The organism is Maricaulis salignorans (genome assembly GCF_900103475.1).
Lineage (GTDB): Bacteria > Pseudomonadota > Alphaproteobacteria > Caulobacterales > Maricaulaceae > Maricaulis > Maricaulis salignorans.
Map to the genome: position 1 here is coordinate 46,637 of NZ_FNHG01000014.1, position 18,553 is coordinate 65,189.

The 18,553-nt window shown below is 54.6% G+C and carries 11 protein-coding genes; 6 read left to right on the forward strand and 5 right to left on the reverse strand.

Translation table 11 applies throughout. From position 1 onward, the window contains the following. Nucleotides 1-7 precede the first annotated feature (7 nt). The 5 genes from BLT42_RS11085 to BLT42_RS11105 all read left to right on the forward strand — a co-directional run bounded on the left by BLT42_RS11085 (nt 8) and on the right by BLT42_RS11105 (nt 5,952). Nucleotides 8-1,444, forward strand: coding sequence for a sulfotransferase family protein (locus BLT42_RS11085; RefSeq protein ID WP_091770764.1), 1,437 nt, complete (start codon nt 8-10; stop codon nt 1,442-1,444). A 6-nt stretch (nt 1,445-1,450) separates the two neighbouring features. After that, nucleotides 1,451-3,283, forward strand: a complete 1,833-nt coding sequence (locus tag BLT42_RS11090; protein ID WP_091770766.1) for an ABC transporter ATP-binding protein — start codon at nt 1,451-1,453, stop codon at nt 3,281-3,283. Nucleotides 3,284-3,869: 586 nt separating this feature from the next. After that, on the forward strand, nt 3,870-5,150 hold the full coding sequence (locus tag BLT42_RS11095) for a tyrosine-type recombinase/integrase (RefSeq protein ID WP_091770768.1): 1,281 nt from the start codon (nt 3,870-3,872) through the stop codon (nt 5,148-5,150). Further along, nucleotides 5,147-5,368: a helix-turn-helix transcriptional regulator gene (locus BLT42_RS15355; protein WP_091770770.1), complete on the forward strand. Its 222-nt coding sequence runs from the start codon at nt 5,147-5,149 to the stop codon at nt 5,366-5,368. Before BLT42_RS11095 ends, BLT42_RS15355 begins: the two co-directional genes overlap by 4 nt. After that, the gene (locus tag BLT42_RS11105; protein ID WP_091770772.1) at nt 5,368-5,952 is read left to right on the forward strand and encodes a hypothetical protein; all 585 of its coding nucleotides are present in this window, start codon (nt 5,368-5,370) and stop codon (nt 5,950-5,952) included. The genes BLT42_RS15355 and BLT42_RS11105 overlap by 1 nt, the downstream gene beginning before the upstream one ends. Before the next feature lie 566 nt (nt 5,953-6,518). Here the strand turns inward: BLT42_RS11105 and BLT42_RS11110 are convergent. From BLT42_RS11110 to BLT42_RS11130, 5 genes are all read right to left on the reverse strand, one after another. After that, on the reverse strand, nt 6,519-7,400 hold the full coding sequence (locus tag BLT42_RS11110; RefSeq protein ID WP_143024120.1) for a hypothetical protein: 882 nt from the start codon (nt 7,398-7,400) through the stop codon (nt 6,519-6,521). A gap of 228 nt (nt 7,401-7,628) precedes the next feature. Further along, entirely contained in the window at nt 7,629-10,313 is a 2,685-nt protein-coding gene (locus tag BLT42_RS11115) for a DEAD/DEAH box helicase family protein (protein WP_091770776.1), read from the reverse strand. Then, nucleotides 10,310-11,953, reverse strand: coding sequence for a site-specific DNA-methyltransferase (locus BLT42_RS11120; protein ID WP_091770778.1), 1,644 nt, complete (start codon nt 11,951-11,953; stop codon nt 10,310-10,312). The genes BLT42_RS11115 and BLT42_RS11120 overlap by 4 nt, the downstream gene beginning before the upstream one ends. A gap of 2 nt (nt 11,954-11,955) precedes the next feature. Continuing rightward, on the reverse strand, nt 11,956-13,212 hold the full coding sequence (locus BLT42_RS11125) for a hypothetical protein (protein WP_091770780.1): 1,257 nt from the start codon (nt 13,210-13,212) through the stop codon (nt 11,956-11,958). 9 nt (nt 13,213-13,221) lie between these two features. After that, nucleotides 13,222-16,107: an SNF2-related protein gene (locus tag BLT42_RS11130; RefSeq protein ID WP_091770782.1), complete on the reverse strand. Its 2,886-nt coding sequence runs from the start codon at nt 16,105-16,107 to the stop codon at nt 13,222-13,224. Nucleotides 16,108-16,280: 173 nt separating this feature from the next. Between BLT42_RS11130 and BLT42_RS11135 the strand changes: the two genes are divergently transcribed. Continuing rightward, nucleotides 16,281-18,536, forward strand: coding sequence for a GmrSD restriction endonuclease domain-containing protein (locus BLT42_RS11135; RefSeq protein ID WP_091770785.1), 2,256 nt, complete (start codon nt 16,281-16,283; stop codon nt 18,534-18,536). The last annotated feature ends 17 nt before the right edge of the window (nt 18,537-18,553 follow it).

Here is an 18,553-nt window from a genome sequence, read left to right on the forward strand (position 1 = left end):
GCATATTATGGCAAAAGTTGACCTGGTTTTCCGGCAGATTGACGAGCGTACGCGCGACGTCGCCCTGGCCCTGGCGCAGGAGCATATCCGGCCGGAAAACACCTTCGTCCTCGACGATGTCCGCCCCTTCACCGAATGCGTCAATCAGATGCTCCAGATCGAGCATGATTGCGATTACGTCGTCTATGTCGATGCCGACTGCCTGATCCTGGAGGATATGCGCGCCTTCATCGATGCCTGCGATGCGCCCTATGTCGACGCCTATGTCAGCGACCGTTTCCGCGGCCGTCTGCATTGCGGTGTCCATATCACCCGCATCGATGTGGTGCGGGCGATGGCGGCGACGAAAGTGCCCGAGAATGATCTGAAATACGTGCTGCGTCCGGAATCGCGCCTGCGTAATCTGGCGATGAAGCCAATGGGCTCGAGCAAGCAATTCCGCAATTTCGACATTCTGCACGACCATTTTCAGTCCTATCACCATGTCTTCATGAAATACGCCCTGCGCCAGTTGCGCAGCCGCACCAAGATCCAGGCGCAACGCCTGACCCGCGCGATGCGGGCCTGGAAGACCGAAGACGGGGAGATGTGCGATCTGACCATGGCGCGCCACGCGGTCGAATTCGCCCGCAAGTCTGTGCCGGCCTCGGCGACACCGACAGAAGTGCATGATTTCATCGAGGCCCTGCCGCAGCATGCCAGCGCCGAGATCGCGCGCATGGGGCTTGAGGAAAAGGGCGATTTCACGCGCCAGGAACTGGATGCCTGGCTGGTGGAAAACCGCGGCCGGGTTGCCTACGGCCAGAGCGCCCAGAAGCCGAAAGTCTTCGGCCTTGGCCTCAGCCGCACCGGCACGCGCAGCCTGACGGGTGCCCTGCAAATGCTCGGCTTCGACTGCTCGCATTATCCGATCGACGAGGACACTTATATCGAGCTGTCCAACGCGCAATATGACCTGACCCTGCTGCGCGATCTCGACGGGCTGACAGACATCACGACCATTCCCTTCTACCCGCATTTCGACAAGCTCTATCCGGGCAGCAAATTCATCCTGACCGTGCGCGACAAGGATGACTGGCTCGCCTCCTGTTCGCGGCATTGGTACAACCGCCCGGCCTTCAAGGATTTCGATGATCCTGATGAGGGCATCCATTTGCGGATGCGCCAATTCCTGCGCGCCGCGGTCTATGGTTGCTATAATTTCGATCCGGACCGCTTCTCCCACGTCTATGACGAGCACGTCCGTTCGGTGATGGAGTATTTCAAGGATCGGCCGGAAGACCTTCTGATCATTGATATCTGTTCCGGCGAAGGATTCGACAAACTGTCCGGCTTCCTCGAACGGCCGGTTCCGGCGGCACCCTTCCCGCACAAGGGCGCGGTCCTGTCGGCGATGATGACGGCCGAAGCCGGGACCGAGTCGCAATCGGTTCGTGTGGCCTAGATCATCATGTCCAGAACCGGTGAGTCAGAGGATGCCGTGACGCCGCCGGTTCCCGGATTCGCCGAGGCCGCCGGCCATGCCTGGCGCACGCTGGGCCTGACCTGGTCGGCCAGCCGTGGCCTGACCATCCTCATCGCCGCCCTGACGGTCTTCGTTGCCCTGCTGCCGGCGCTGGCGCTCTACCTGTCCAAACTGGTGATGGATGGCGTCGTCACGGCGATGGACAGTGCCAGCCCGGCCGATCGGGATCTGGCCCAGCTCTGGGTCGCAGCCGAAGCGGCGACGCTGGCCGTCCTGCTCGCGGCGCGACGCCTCCTGACCTTTTACAAGACCCGCCTGCACGCCGAGCTCGGCTTCGCCGTCACCTCGCTCATTCTGCGGAAGTCGGCAGCCCTGTCGCTGGCCCAGGTCGAGGATGCGGCGGTGCAGCAGCAATTCCTGCTGGCGCGGCAATATGCGGCGAGCCGGCCCTATAATCTGGTCAATCGCCTGTTCGACGCGGCCCAGCAAGGTCTGACCCTGGCCTCGGTCGCCGCCTTGCTGGCCGGTTTTTCACCCTGGCTCTTCCTGCTTGTGGTCGCCGGCGGCCTGCCGCTCTTTATCGGCAATCTCCACTTCGCCGGCACCGCCTACCGCTTCTACACCGGCCGTTCGCCGCAAATGCGCGAGCGCAGCTATCTGGAAAGCCTGGTCACGACCGAGGCCGCCGCGCGCGAGCGCCTGCATTTCGGTTTCGGCGATGAATTGCTGCGCCGCTATGGCGAGCTCTTCCACTCCCTGCATGCCGATGACAGCGCCCTGCATGCGCGCCAGGCCTGGATCGCCTCGGCGCTGGGCGTTCTCAGCTCGGCGGTGTTTCTTGGCGGCAAGGTCTGGATTGTCTGGGTGACGATTGGTGGCGCTATCTCGCTGGGCCAGATGGTGATGCTGGTCGGCCTGCTCAAACAGGGACAGGCGAATGTCTCCTCGCTGATGGCGGCCTTCAATGGCGTCGTCGAGGATCTGCTCTATGTCGCCAATCTGTTCGCGGTGATGGAATTGCCCGAGGAGGATCGTAGCAGCGGCGCCACCGCCGGGCCGGATCCGGAGGACGGGCTGCGCTTCGACAAGGTCAGCTACAGCTATCCCGGTCGCAAACGCCCGGCGCTGGACGCGGTCAGTTTTCATCTGCCCCATGGCAGCCGGCTGGGTATTGTCGGCGCCAATGGTTCGGGCAAGACGACGCTGGTCAAGCTCGCCACCGGCCTCTATGCGCCCGATAGCGGCCGCGTCACGCTTGACGGTCTGGATTTGCGGGACTGGCAACGCGCCGCGCTGTCGCGGCGTCTGGGCGTGATGTTCCAGCCCTATATGAATTACAAGCTGACCGCGCGCGACAATATCGCCGCCGGGCGCGGCCTCGCCGAGACCGATGCGGCAAGCCTCGCCCGCGCCGCCCGGCTGGGTCTTGCCGAGGAGCTGATCGCCGAATTACCGTCCGGTCTCGACACGCGGCTGTCGCGCCATTTCCTGGACGGACATGATTTGTCCGGCGGCCAGTGGCAGCGCCTCGCCATGGCGCGTGCCTATCTCAATGATGAGGCCGATATCCTGATCCTGGACGAGCCGACCGCCGCCATGGACCCCGCCGCCGAAGCCGAATTCATGCAGCGTCCGCTCGATGGCAAATCGGTGATTCTTATCTCACACCGCCTGTCCAATCTGCGCCATGCCGACCAGATCATCGTCCTCGACAAGGGCAAGCGGATCGAGATGGGCTCGCACGACACACTGATCGCGCAAGGCGGGCTCTATGCGGACCTGTTCGAGAGCCAGGCGGATCCTTACCGCGAAGGGTGAGGGGGGTGCCGGCGGCTATTGGCAACAACACATCGCCGCGCGTCCGCAAAAATCGAATGGTGCCGGCTGAGGGCTCCGCACAACTGGTCCAGCGGTATCTCATATCGGCTCATGAACGCCCACCAGCAAAGGGATTGCGGATGAGACAACGTCTCAGCCGGTCTCACAATATGGCATGTGATCCCACGATTTTGTTGGTCGCGTTGTTGGTCTCGTTTTTTGGTGCGAGGATGCCTCGTCCCCTCGGGAACCGCCAAGAAGGTTGCAAGTGAGGGATGCGAATTGACCTCAACGCACAGCTCGAGAGGTGAGATCAACGCCAAAAATGCCATCCAACTGCAATTAGTTTGCTTGAATCACAAGTTGAAAACGCATTTGGAAAAATATTTTACTTAATAAGTAGAATAAAATTGGCGTCATCTATATATCTCCGACCAACAAAAATGATAATTGGCACACATTTAAAATGTCAAAATACTTATTATAAGCAAAATTTTATTCAAATGATTATTAATGGCGTGTACAGGCCGACCTATGCTTGACTCACAAATTTGTCGTTACTATCTCCACGGTATAGGAGATTGTCATGAAGTTAACGACGACGAAATTGAATGCTTTGCGTGCCCCCGAGAACGGATCATCACTCAAGCGGTCAGACGGGCGTGGCCTATTTATATGGGTGCACCCGACAAATACCAAGACGTGGAAGTATTCATGCCGTTCTGGTGGCAAGCAGAAGACCTTTACTCTTGGCAACTACCCAGAGATTGGGTTGGCGGATGCCCGTGAAATGGTCACCAAGTTGCGGTCAGCTCAACAGACCGGCCAAGATACGAACGAAGCCCTTCGGGTGATTAAGAACGGCGGTTTGGAAGCGGCGCCCTCGCTGAGGTCCTTTGTCGATGAGGTCATTGAGCATGCGCAGCGGGAAGGAATGGCTCCCGCAACCGAGTCCAAAAAGTGGTGGCTAAGGGACGCGATCCCGACCGTTTTGCTCGACAAAGCGATTAATCGCGTCACACGCGCTGAGTTGGCTGAATTTGTTGGGAGGCTCGTAAGCTTAGGTCACCTCGACAAGGCCCGCAGGGTTGCAAGACTCTTGGTGAAAGCGTGCGACCGTGCGGTCATTAAGGGGTGGTTGAGCGACAATATTGCGGAACGCCTCTCCTGTCTCGTTCCCGCAAGAGCCGCCCGCCATCACCCGGCTATCGTTGATCCGTATGAGGTGGCGGGTGTTTTGGGCAAAGTCTACTATTACGGCGGATCGAGTGCTGCCCGCATGTGCCTACGGCTGGAGCCTTACCTGCTCTTGCGGCCCGGTGAAGTCAGAGCTGGCCGATGGTCTGAGATTGACTGGAAGAACTCTGAGTGGGTCATCCCGGCGGAGAGGATGAAGATGTCTCGTGACCACATCGTTCCGCTCAGTCCATTTGTAGTTGACCTCCTCCGTCGCCATCGTTCCCAAAATCCCGAGGGAGAGCTGATCTTTCCATCGAGACGTTCCGCGGACGTCTATCTCTCTGAGAACACTATGAATCAGGCGCTCTGGCGGTTGGGATATAAGGGACGTATGACGGCACACGGATTTCGGTCAATGGCGTCCACCCTTTTGAACGAAATGGGCTGGAATTCAGACTGGATCGAAGCGCAGCTCTCCCACTCCCAACGAAATGCCGTCAGAGGCGCGTACAATCGGGCTGAATATTTGGAGGGTCGGCGCACGATGATGCGGTGCTGGTCTGAATATCTGCTCGAGCTAGAATCTTACGCCCTCGGGAATAGCCCCACTCTGCCAATCCTGTTGAGGTACGGGCCATTGGGGCAGTCTGATCAGCTTCCACCTTACACGGAGGCACCAGAACAATGAGCGCCTTATCAGAGATACAAGTTTGTCCCCTGCGGACAGGTGATGAATTGGTCAGTGCCCGCCAAGTCGCCAGCCTGTTGAAAATTAGTAGGGCGACGTTCTACCGCTGGAGGCGTCGTCCTGATTTTCCAATTCCCTTGCGCATTTCGCCGTTCACAGTTCGGTACTGGCGTTCAGAGGTTATTGTTTTCGTTGAGTCAAAGCGAGGGCTGCAATAATGGCTGGTTGCAAGCAATACGTTTCACAAAAGGCGCAGGATGACTTCGATACCCGGTCAACATGGTCGCTTTATCGAACATATGCCGTAGAGCGCCTTGCTGAAAATATTGCCAATGATCGGGCGTATCTGGTGACGATCACATTTGATCCGGGGCTTCGACAAAAAAGTCCGGTCATCGAGGATGTCCTGCATCCGTTGATCGAAGGGTGTCTTAGTCACTGCTGGAATGCTGTCAACGAGGTGAATTTTGGCAAGCGAGCATTCCATAAGGCTGGCGATTACAAGGATCAGTTTGGACGTGGCGTTTTTACCGTCGAGCGCCACTCAAAGGATGGATCGACGTATGTTGGTCCGCACATTCACGGCACAATATTCGTCTCCAACGCTCGACACGGAGTGATCAAAAATCCGCGCAAACGGATGAAAGAAAAACTTGAACGGATCGGTCGAAAAATCTGGCCGGCCTTTGATGTCCACATCGCCGAACTTTTCGGCGCGAATGATCGACTTGAGGGCCTTAAATACGCGCTTAAAGAACACGGCTGCGAAACGCGGTCACTGTTTCGGGAGGGGCGTTTCTAAGGCCTTGAAACGCACCTTTCGTCTGTCCGGATCATCGTGCCAAAGGTGCTCCGGAAAACTGGCCGGTGTGCACATCGGTCAAAATGAGGCCCCTGTGGCAGAGGCTTCGACCATCTAATCGATTGCAACGATTAGGTTATTTGTGATGTCGGCGTGACGATTGGCAACAATCGTCCTGTGCGTGGGTCTGTAAGGATAACGCACGCCGGCTCAAAATATCTATCAAACTTCACCCGTTTATTTGAGTGAGGTTTGTATTCTATGGTTGAAGAGTAAGAGACAAATAGGTGATGAAAATCAAGACTATCTGCATCAAAAAAAACTTGAGAGAATTATAGGTATGAAGCTCCAAATGTGTGGGAGAAAAAAGTCAGTAGCTCTGTCTCAAATTGGCTAACAATTGGAACGTATTTGACGGCGTTATCCTGATGCAGCCTTTTCTAAATATTACCGACAATTCGCAATCATTTGAACCGGGTAACTGAGGTGGTCCCGTTTCGACCTTTTGCAAAGGACTTCTGAGACCGTTCCTCCTGCGATCGCCAAGTTGGTGCTTGGCCCTGTGCCTACCGGGCGTGGAATGACATCAAATCGTTGATCTTGGCGTAGAGTTCACCGGGTAGCTCGACCTGCTCATTTCCGAGGCGGTTTAATCTTCTGTCCAACTCTGATGGCCAGTCATTCACATAAACACTCTCATCCTGAATGCCGGCATCACCAAATACTTGGATGATTGTACTGCGGTCTGAGGGCGAGACTGGCATATTGTCGGGGGCGCTCATTTGGCTAATTACGCTTCGACCACCGACCCTTGGCGTGACCGATACCACAATCTGCTTTTCTCCATTGAACACATAGAAGCTTTGCTCACCGCTCAAGGCCTCGCCAATAAAATTCCGGAGACAAAGGTGAAGTTTGAGCCCGCATGAACGAAGCGAGTCCACGGTGCGGATCGGTGTGACACGGGGGTCAATAATTTTCGGCGCTTCTGGAAACGGAATGCAGCGGTCGAGGAAATGCGATGACGCCTTGTCCCAAAAGTCGGATCGGGATTGTGAAGTTTGTAATTTCGAAATCAGGGAACGGGATCGATCGATGCAGCCCATCGATATCCGGGAAATAATGGTGGCCTCATCTTCATTGCGGATGAATCGGATGACTCTCGGAATTCGAAATGGGCCGGGAAGTCGGTGCAAAAGGCGAACAAGGTTTGGAGAGACTGCTGGCGTGTGGCGCAAAATTCCGATCGCATTTTCGCTTTCGAGCAAATCGGAAAGCAGCCGGTAGTCAGCTTTTTCCCAAAGCGGCAGTGTCAGGGCTTTCAAGATACTCACGGTATCCGGGCTGAGCCGTGGGTCGGCCAAGCAACCGGCTTCCCTCCAGTCGCGAATGTGGTTGAAGGCGAGTTGGGCGTTGCCATTGCTGGCTATCGGGTTGGATATCATCATTGCGGCCGCGTGCATCTACATGGATGATCTCTCGAGGAAATCGAGGTGCGGGAAGGGCCATAAGCGGGCAATATCTAGCGCCATCGTACCCGCAACATGCGATAGTGCATGCGATGTCCGGGGCATTTTCTGATCTTGATTTACGAGATTGGTTTTTCTCATGGGGCCTCACCGCAGACTGCCGCAATACATGCGCGATGAGTAAAAATCAAGTGGAAAATCAGTATGTTATGACGGTTTCGCTTTCAGGCCAGCCAATGTTGAGCTCTCAGTGACCTGATCGTGTGCGATCAAAAGGTATTGCCAGCGTTTTCCATCGGCATCGCTGGCGTGTTCATTCGCGTATTCGACCCATTTGGAGGCAGCACGTGCCTTGGCCTGAACCAGTTCATCGTCAAGTTCGTTGCGGGCCTTGATCTCCACGATCAGCTTTTCGGTTTTGGTCTCGACTACGAAGTCAGGTTCATACCCGCGACCGGATTGATACTCGATCTGGAACTGCCTTGCGGCCGGCTTCAGCCATTTGATCACGGACGGTTCGCGGTCTGAATCAATCAGTACGGCAAATCGACGTTCGTCGTCGGAATCAAATTTTTGAATTGAGGAACCGCATTTGCTGAATCCCGAGAAGAGAAATTTCTTGGTATCTGACTTCGGTGTCACTGTTTCGCGGAAATCCCTCAACTTGTTCTGGGCAGTCGCATTGTAGGATTGGGGTTCAAGCGATCGAAAACCCATGGTCACACGGGCGCGATAATCGGTCGGGGTTTCCCAGTAATTCTCTTTCATTTGTTGGAAGATGAAGTCGGCAATGTTCTTTCCATGACCGAGGGCGACATTTTCCACCTCGTCATCTGACTTGAGATAGGTCCTGAGGTGAGCCGTCATCTGACCGGCCAGCTTGTAGAGAAGATCAGCTTGGGTGTCGTAATCGACTTCATCATTTTCGATCAGGTGCCTGACGATATAATTCTCGAGCCGCTCTTCTGTTGGACCGTCAACGCTACGTGCGAGAACCCTTTGGGATTCAGTCCGTATATTCCGCACAAGAATTTCATTGGAAATAGGCTGCCAGTGTTTTGACTCCACACCGGCGAGATCAAAGTCATTAAAACCGAACGACACTTCACGCGTTGGAATGACGATGATTTGCGGGATTTCGATCGTGTGGGCGAGAACGGCGTCCAGAACTGCTGCCGTGATTTTGGCCGCATCCGGTTGGTCATCCATCTGATCCACCAGATCACGTGAGCTTGTGATCTCCTTCTGAACCTCACTGCGTATCTGGGCGATGCTCTCAGGCGACGTCAGGCTACCAAGAGACGGCGATTTGCCGGCATGCCGCTGGATGGCCCGTTTTGCTGCGTAAGCGGCCTGTCGGTCTGCCTCGGTGACGAATAGCGGTGGTGAAATTTGCGTTTTCGCATCGTCCACGCCTTCAATGTCGGGTTTGAGACCAAACAAAATGCTGTCGAGCCGGCTTGGAGCTTCAACAACACGAGCCCGTTGGGCCGGAATGTCTCCGCCGGGGCCGATTGTGATCCGCTTCATCTTGACGATGGACTGGTCTTCGCGGGCTTTCTTGACCACTTCGTCAAACCGGTCATGGGCGATCACGGTGAGGGTGTCTACGGCTTCCTCGCCGGTGCGTTCTCCGTAGGGAAGTCGCAGGCCGCGTCCCAATGTCTGTTCCGTCAGAATATCCGAAGCTGAGGCCCGCAAAGGAACAATTGTGTAGAGGTTGGTGACATCCCACCCTTCTTTGAGCTTGTTCACATGGATGACGATCTCGGTGAGATTGTCGGTCTCAAGGCCGACCAATCGCTCGACGGCCTCGTCGCTCTCTTCGCCTGAAAGATTAGAGTGAACGACAGCGACACGCTTTTTGTAGCGTCCCGAGAAGAAGTCATCGCTATCAATCATTGCGCTCAGTTCGTCGGCATGTGTGGTGTCCTGAGCGACAACCAGAATGAAGGGGTGAACCAGCGGCCGGCCTGATTGGCGGTGATAAACATCCAGTTCCGCTTTCAGGTTCTCGTGATAATGCACGGCGTCTTCGAGCATGATCGTCTCGACCTGCTCGGGAGTGAAGTCCGCCTTGTTGAAGTTTGCCCGCGTCGCGACCGCCGGCTCCTTCACATAGCCATCCGCCATGGCATTGCCGAGGCCATAGTTCAGAATGACATTCTTGAACGGCTTGGACTGGGCGCCAACGGTTTTGGGCGTCGCCGTCATCTCTAGTCCGAGGATCGGCTTCAGCTCGGCAACGGCTCTCATGCCGGCTTTGGCACGATAACGATGGGCTTCATCCATCATCAGGACGAGGTCGGGCAATCCGGCCAGATAATCAAAATAGGATTGCCCGATATATTCGTGCAATTTTTTGATCTTGCCCTTGTCCTTGTTGATCTTGTCGACGTTGAAAATGTTGATCACGACATCGCCGCCGAACATGTCGCGTATCTTCACGCCCCGGCCTTCCTGCCATGTATCGCCGGTCACAATGATCGGAGGCTGTTGGGCGAATTGGGAAATACCCTTGAAGACATATTTGGGTGATGACGGGTTGGAAAAGTCATCGATCAATTTTTGGTAGATCGTCGTGTTCGGGGCCAGAATGAAGAAATTCTTCGACCGTCCACTCAGGAACAGGAAGGCGCACATCGCGCCCATGAGCCGGGTCTTGCCGACGCCGGTTGCAAGGGCGAAGCAGAGCGAAGGGAAATCTCGCTCGAAGTCTTCTACGGAGGGGTATTGTGACTTGATGTCTGCCAATGCCTCTTCGAGATCAACGGCCTTCGACAAATCGATCCGGGTGAAGACATCGCGCAGGATATCCAGTGAACGCTCCTGCGGTTTGCGTAGCGAGAGGCGCTGGCTGATCTGCTGGACGAGCTTTTCATCGCTGATCATGACTTGTCTCCGCTCCGCTCGGTGAACAAGGGAAGCCCCTCGTCAGGGTCATCCGGTTCCGCCATCGGGAGGTTCGCGACATTCAGGCTGTAATCGTCACGGCCCCATTCGCATTTACGCAGGATCGTCTGAGGTATTTTCACGATCGTCAGATTGTCGAAGGCGTCCGCATCGGCCTTGAAGGCCTTGCAGCAGACCAATAGCGATCGATCCGGGCCGACATCTTCAGAAAGCTTGGTCAGCGCCGCATGGGTGAGGGATTGGGTTGTGACGTAGATAAAGTCCGTCTCGGTTGAACGGCCGTGCATCCAATAGTCTTCGGCATCGTCACTGGGCGCATAGGTGAATCCCAAATGCTTGCACATAGCTTCAGCCAGCATCTCGGGGCGATATTCCTTTGAAATGACCCAATTGCCGTACTTGTCCTGCTCAAGCAGGGACGGGGCCAGATTGAAATAGCGAAAGCCGCCGCCGCCTTTCCAGTCCATAGACATTGAGATGCCGCCGGTGTCTTCGCCATCGATCACCCGCTGCAGCCGCGGCCGGCAATGCGTGTCGCAATGGTCGCCCAGCTCGACCATGATCCATTTGCGACCCATCTTGTGGGCGACCGCGCCGGTAGTTCCCGACCCGGCGAAGGAATCGAGGACTAGGTCCCCGGGTTCGGTGGCGAGCTGGAGAATGCGCTGAATTAGCGCCTCAGGTTTGGGGGTCGGAAAGGGGTCTCGTGGGAACAACGCGACGGACTCTTTTTTGGCGTCTTGTGTGTGCCCGACTTCTTCGTAACCCCAGCAGGTTTGGGGGACACGCCCGTCTTTAACTTCGGATAGGAAACGCTTCAAGCGAGGCGTTCCTGAACCATTTTTTGTCCAATATATCCTGCCATCTTTATCAAGTTCCGCTAATTTCTCGGCAGAAACGGCCCAATAACGGCCAGCCGGAGGCCCCTCGATTATTTCTCCGTTTGGCGTCGTAATACTATAGATTCCCTTGCTGTATGCATTTCTTGCAGAAATATTGTCTGATGTCCAAGGGCCACGTGGGTCGTTGTCAGTATTTTTGTATATAGAATTTTGTTTTTGCGTTCTTGGGAGCCAGTTTATGTCAAAATGATGCTTCTGCTTTGCGTACACAATTATATAGTCATGATCGACAGATATATAGTTCGCGCTAGATTTCGGGGCATAATTTTTTCGCCAAATAATTGTGGCGATAAAGTTCATTCTCCCAAAAATTTCATCCATCAAAATTTTTAAATATGCGAACTCATTGTCATCAATAGATATCCAAATGCTTCCATCGTCTGAAATTAAATGTCTGAGAATTATAAGCCTCTCTTTTATTAAGGAAAGCCAAATGCTATGCTCTAGCCCATCGTCATAATGTGAAAATGCGCTACCTGTATTGTATGGCGGGTCAATATATACGCACTTTATTTTTCCAGAATAATCTTGCTCCAAGGCCTTTAGTGCCAATAGATTGTCGCCATGAATAAGCATGTTCTCGAAGGAGTCGTCTTGCGACCGTTTTTGCTCGGCGTGATACGACTTTTCTGGGTCTTCAATCAGAATTCGGGGCTCCAACCTCGGCCGGTCATTCTTTCCAATCCAAGTGAGTTCGAGCTTGGTTTTCTTGGCCATGATCAGTCGTCATCCGTATCCGCGTCGGCATCGCGTGCCGCTCGCTGGTCAAAATAAAATTGCAATTCACGTTCAGCGTCGCGTTGCAGTATTTCCTGAAATGCCGCTTCATCAATAGGCGGCTTCGGATTGTCGTGGAAATCCATAACTCTGCCCGTCGAGCCGGTCAGTGCGTCCAGCACCTGTTGTTGGTCACATTCTGCGATTTCCGGGCGCAGATCGATTGCATCAGGCGCTATTGAACGGCTGAAAGAAAGGCCTTCCCCGGTGATGTCGAGCGACGCATCAGCAGTGTCGTGTTCATCAACGACTTCGGAACTGGTGGAATCCACGTCTGCAGGAGCCTTCCACCGCCAGCGTTTCGTGGTGGCGAGTTTGTGATTTGCCGACTTCCTGTCTTTCACCCTCTGAGCCGCGGCCTTCAGGTCCCGATCATAAAATGTGTTGGACGTCCGGTCCTTGTTGGGCACGAAACAGCTGGTTTGCTGTAGCTCGGCGATGAGGGTCTGACGTTCGTCGTTCCAAGGAATGACGTGGGTCCTTCCTTCGCGCAACCATGGTACGATCGTGCGGTGTGGCTCGGCCTGCCACTTCACACGAAAGTAAACTGTATAGAGCTCATCAATCTCGCCCTTGGCGCCAGTTGATTCAAGCACTCCGTCCTCAATCGCATCAACAGCGTGGCGGGCCGCCCGCATCTTTCTCCGGAATATGTCGGGTAACTGGCGCGCCATTTCTTGAAGGCGTTCTGCCTTACGCTGCAAGATGGGGCGGTCATTCTGTCGGGCAGAGTAGCGCATATCCCGGCGGATCATTTGGAGGGCACGGTCGATCTCATTCGACAGACGATTCAGGTCCCGTTCGTGTTGCTCAACGACCTTGTCGGCGTCCAGATGGGCGTGATCCAGAATGCGCTGGCACCGCCGATCACACAAACCCAAGAAGTCCCAGTAGAGGCCGTCGACGAGTTCATCCAGCTCCTCCGGTGGGGTATGCTCCACTTCCGTCGGAAGCGACATGGGCATTTGAAGCAGGCATGAGGCGGGATAGCTCGAGAGCGAATAACCGGCATCTGTCAGGCAGGCGAAGCGGGTCTCCTCCCAGCTGCCGATCGGAGTTTCAAGGCTGACCCGGAACGCCTTCAACCACCCCGATTGGCGCTTGAAGAGCTGGAGGAAGCGCCCCGGTCCCTCATACCCGTCGAGAAACAGATCAATAGCGAACGGGTACCCGCAGAGATGTTCGCCGAATAGCCTCATGGATTGGGCCTATTCCACTGACCAACGGATTACGAACAGGTCTTGAACGCTTGGCTTGCGGTTTAGGCTTTCAGCAATGTCGTCCAGCATTTCTTCAACTTGACGCCGGATTTTCACTCGTTGCTCGTGTTTGCTGAGCACGAGGTCATCACGATCGGCTTCGCGGCGTTTGACCTTTTTGCCCAAGGCCAGCTTTTCCTCCATTGAGAGGCCGGCGGCGCGGCGTTGCTTTCGGAGTTCCTTTATTTCCTCCTCGACTTCCTTGATCCGCGCATTGAACTCGGTCTCGAGGTCCTTCGCATACTCATCCAGCCGGAATTCCTCGTCTTCCAGCCACTTAGCATTTTCCATATTCACCTGCTTGGAAAAGCTATCAAATAGGGCGTCCTTCATTGATTGCAGGCGCCGGATTGGCTTCAGACCTTCGGCCGGGCGTGCTCCGGATGCCGGTACCCAGAACATACGGTCAGCTGTCTCCTGTGGGACTTCCTCGCCGTCATCAGTGAGGCAGGCCAAGAGCATTTCTTCCCGCACCGCGTTGGGTGTGTCGATTTTGGCTTTCGCCGCGATCAGCCACCCGGATCGTTCTTTAAGCTTGCGGACATCGACAATCTGGCCGGCAAATGGGTACTGATCGGGCGCAAAAGTGATATGAATGACCTCATGGTTCAGGTCATATCCCTTGGCCCGGTCCACCACTTCGGCGGCAAGATTGTCGTCCGCCAATCTGAAGAACTGCCAGTCGTTTTCATCGGCGACGGGCCACTCTGTCGTATAAGTTTTTCCCTGAAAATCGAATCGAGGGCTATCGGGGGCGTGGAACTTTGCATCCGGCAACTCGGCTTTTGCGACGGTTAGCAGGCGACGGTTGAAGTCAGTCAAGGAGGCGTTGATGTGACCGGCTGTGTTTTTGAGGCGAGCGACAACAGCTTGATCGAGTTCCTCAAGCACCTTTGCTCGAGCGTCTTCCATTTCCGCGTCGATCTTGTCCTGAATCCTTTCCTTCAGAAGGTCGACTTCGAGTTGTATTTGCCCGTCATCTCTAGCGTTCTGCACGATCGCCAGCACAGCCTTTTCGAAATCGACACCGTTCTCGATTGTCCCGAGTATCTCATCGCTGGAACCGAACACGCCGTCGAAGAGTTTGAATTTTTCATCGAGTAATTCGTGGATTCGTTTCTCGGCCGCGTTGCTCAGATTCAGCATGTTGACCACGGTCACATCGATCTTCTGCCCATACCGGTGACAGCGGCCAATTCGCTGTTCCACTCTTTGCGGATTCCATGGAAGGTCGAAGTTGACCAGCAGGGAGCAGAATTGAAGGTTGATGCCTTCCGCTCCACTTTCGGTTGATATGAAAATGGTCTTTTCATCGCTCTTGAAAGCCTCGACGAGGGCTTGCTTGATATCTGCGGCACGGGACCCAGACACTTTGTCCGTGCCTTTGTGCTTTTCCACCCATGCGGCATAGATCGCCCGGCTTTCCGAATCGCTGTTTGATCCATTCAGCAGGACGATTTGGCCTCTAAATCCGTTATTTTCCAGAAGGTCAGAAAGGTAGCGCTGGGTTCTGACACTTTCGGTAAAAATCACAGCCTTTCGCTGCCCACCTTTTTGCTCGATTTCATCAAGCGCGGAGGGAAGGCGAGCGGCCAGCTCATCGCCTTTAGCGTTTTTGCCGATACCCTCGGCCAATTCCAAGAAGCTCTTTAGAAGCTGGATTTCCGCTTGAAGCTTAACTGGGTCGATGATTTCGGGGAGATCGGTCTCCTCCTCAAAGAGCGATCTCCCGTCCTCACCGGATGAGAGATCGCTTCCATATTCCTCGGCAATATCATCGAAATCATCCAGATCATCGATGATGGAGGTGTTGATGGCTTCCTTATTCTCGAGGCGATGGATGAGGTTTCGGAGGTAGTGGGTGACCGCGAAAGTCGAAGACCCCAGCACCTTCCTGATTTGAAGAATTACGAGGGGATTGGTTCTGTCGCCATACGAGACTGTGTCGTTGCGTTGAAGGAAGGCGGACACCAATTCGTATAATTGCTGTTCTTCTTCGTTTGGATTGAAATTGAAGGTCACGGCGGTCCGCGCAGTATAGTTGATGTGCCCCGCTTCTTGAACCTGTCTGCGAAGGCTTCGGTGGCAAACGGGCTCAAGCCTTGCTTTCAATCGATCCAAATCCTCTTGTCCTGTGCCTGCCCCGGTGTACAGGGAGCGGAAGGCTGCAGGCCCGCCGAAATGCGTCTCGTCAATGACGGACACTAAGCCATAGAGCTCCATCAAGGAATTCTGCAGAGGCGTTGCAGTAAGCAAGATTTTGAATGGGTTTTTCAGGGCGTCTCGCAACACCTTTGCCCGAACCGAACCGTCCTTTCGGTAGACATTGCGGAGCCGATGGGCTTCATCAAAAACTGCCAAATCCCAAGGTGTGGCAGCAATCTCGTCGGCTTTGCTGGAAGCGAACTCATACGAAACGACGATTATGCCCTTGGTGTCGTAGAAGGGGCGCTTGACGCCCTTCTTGACCAAGTCGCGATAGACTATCGCATCGATGATTTTGCTCGGCAGGGAAAACTTGTCGATCAATTCCTGTTGCCACTGCTTCCGCAATGACGCCGGTGCGATCAGGAGAATGCGGCGCTGCTGTTCAGCCCACCTCTGGGCGATCACCATGCCTGCTTCAATTGTTTTCCCGAGGCCAACTTCATCCGCCAGAATTACCCCCTTCGACAGAGGGGACTTCAGGGCGAAAAGGGCCGCTTCTACCTGATGCGGGTTCATATCCACGCGAGCCGATGAGAGCGACTTCGCAAATGCCTCCTCATCGAGGCCGGCCAGAGTAATGTGGTGAGCAAGATAGTGGGCGTGATGCCTCGTGAATTCAGCTGTCATAGGGCCCCGGTAGTCGACATGAGTACGGAAATTACGACGACACCGCTCCGGTCATCGTGAGTCTGACTTGATAGTGTTGAGGGTTTTTCTATTGTGAAACAAGAACAAGTTGCATTTTCTCGAAGATCGTTGAGGTTGTTGGTGAATCGAGGCCCGTCCAGAGGGGATGAAGGATGAGTACGACAGTTTATCGCAAGGTCGATCCGACACTTGGCGGGCTTATCGCCCAGATTAATCAGGGCGACATCGGTCTGCCGGACCTTCAGCGCCCCTTCGTCTGGCCCAATGTGAAAGTTCGCAATCTATTCGACTCCATGTATCGAGGCTTTCCGGTCGGATACCTGCTCTTTTGGGAGCCTGCTGAAGTGTCCGGGGCACGTGGCATCGGCGATCAGACACATCAAAAATCTGCACGCTTGCTGATCGTTGACGGGCAACAACGTTTGACCTCGCTCTATGCCGTGATGACCGGCGTGAAGGTCGTCGACAAGAATTTCGTTTCTCGCACTATCGAAATTGCCTTTGATCCGCTTTCCGAGAAGTTTGAGGTGGCTGATGCGGCAATTCGTCGGGACATTCGATATATCAGCAATATCAGCCAGATTTGGGCGCCAGATGCCGATATTTTCGCCATCGCGACCGACTACATCGAACGTTTGAATGCGGCACAGGAATTGTCGCCTGAGGACGAACGGAAAATCCAACGAGCGATCATGCGACTCAATCAACTGATCAGCTATCCGTTCACCGCTCTCGAGCTTTCGTCCGCTGTCGATGAAGAACAGGTCGCCGAGGTCTTCGTCAGGATCAATTCCGAGGGCAAGAAGCTCAACCAATCAGATTTTATTCTGACGTTGATGTCGGTCTCCGCAGATGATGCCCGGGCGGCTTTGGAGGCGTTCTGCAGGGCGGCAAGGCAACCCTCTACGACCGGCCCATCTCCCTACAACCCCTTCATTACCCCTGACCCGGACCAGCTCTTGCGTGTTTCCGTCGGCGTTGCGTTCAGGCGGGCCAAGCTCAAATCGGTTTACTCACTGCTACGTGGGAAAGACCTGCAGACAGATGAGTATGATCCCGAGATTCGGGACCGCCAATTCGCCGTTCTTCGTGCTGCTCAGGACAAGGTTCTGAATTTGCAATACTGGCATGACTTCCTGAAAACGGTCAGGCAGGCGGGTTACCGCAGCTCGAAGATGATCACTTCGGGAATGAATCTGATATTCGCGTACACGCTCTATCTCCTTGGTCGGACGGAATACCGCATCGAGGAGCACGAGCTTCGGCGGGTCATTGCCTGCTGGTTCCTGATGTCGTCACTCACGGCGCGGTACAGCAGCTCCCCAGAATCGCAAATGGAGTTCGATCTCGCGAGATTGCGGCCTGTCGTTGACGGGGAGGGCTTCAAGAAGGTCTTGTGGGATGTCATCAGTTCGACGCTCACGGATGATTTTTGGAGTATCAGCCTTCCGACTGATCTGGCGACATCGTCCTCACGGAGTCCGTCGCAATTCGCGTATTTCGCCTCCCTCAATATCTTGGACGCGCTCGCCCTCTATTCGAAGCAGAAGGTAAGCGATTTGCTTGACGCCGCGATCAAGTCGCCTCGGGCAGCATCGGAACGCCACCACCTGTTTCCCAAGAACCATCTTGAGCGTCTCGGCATCACCGACAATCGCGACAAGAACCAGATCGCAAATTTTGCCATTCTTGAGTGGAATGACAACGCGGATATCGAAGACCGATCTCCGGTCGAATACGTGCCAGAGTATGAAGCTCGTTTCGATCGCCGCGTGCTTGAAAAAATGTACTTCAACCACGCGCTGCCCGACGGTTGGCAGGCGATGGAATATAGCGATTTTCTACGAGCTCGACGTGAGAGGATCGCCGCCGTCATCAAACAGGCGTTCGAGAAACTGCGTGGGGAGGAGGCTGAATCACATCAGCTTCGTTCGCCGGACGAATTACGCGATTTGATCGGAGGCCGGGAGAATTCCACTACCGAATTCAAATCAACGCTCCGCATGAATCTGCATACCGGGCAAAATGACCCTCGTATGGAGTTGGGCGTGTTGAAAACAATCGCTGGATTCCTGAACGCTTCCAGTGGCGGCACACTGATCATCGGGGTTTCAGATGACACCGAGCCTCTGGGTATCAGCGCCGATGGGTTTTCGAGCGAAGACAAGATGAACCTCCATCTGGACAACCTTATCCGGGATCGGATGGGCGCGGATCACATGCTCTATATCCATCCCCGTTTTGACGATTACGAAGATGCGAGAGTGCTTTGCATTGATTGTGATGCAGGCCGGTCGCCCGTGTTTGTCAAAGATGGAAAGGATCAGCGGTTCTTCGTTCGAATGGGCGCCTCAACAACGGAGCTGTCGGGCAAGGAAGCGCAGGAATTTATCCGTCGTCGCTTTTGATGGCAGTGGTGATTGTA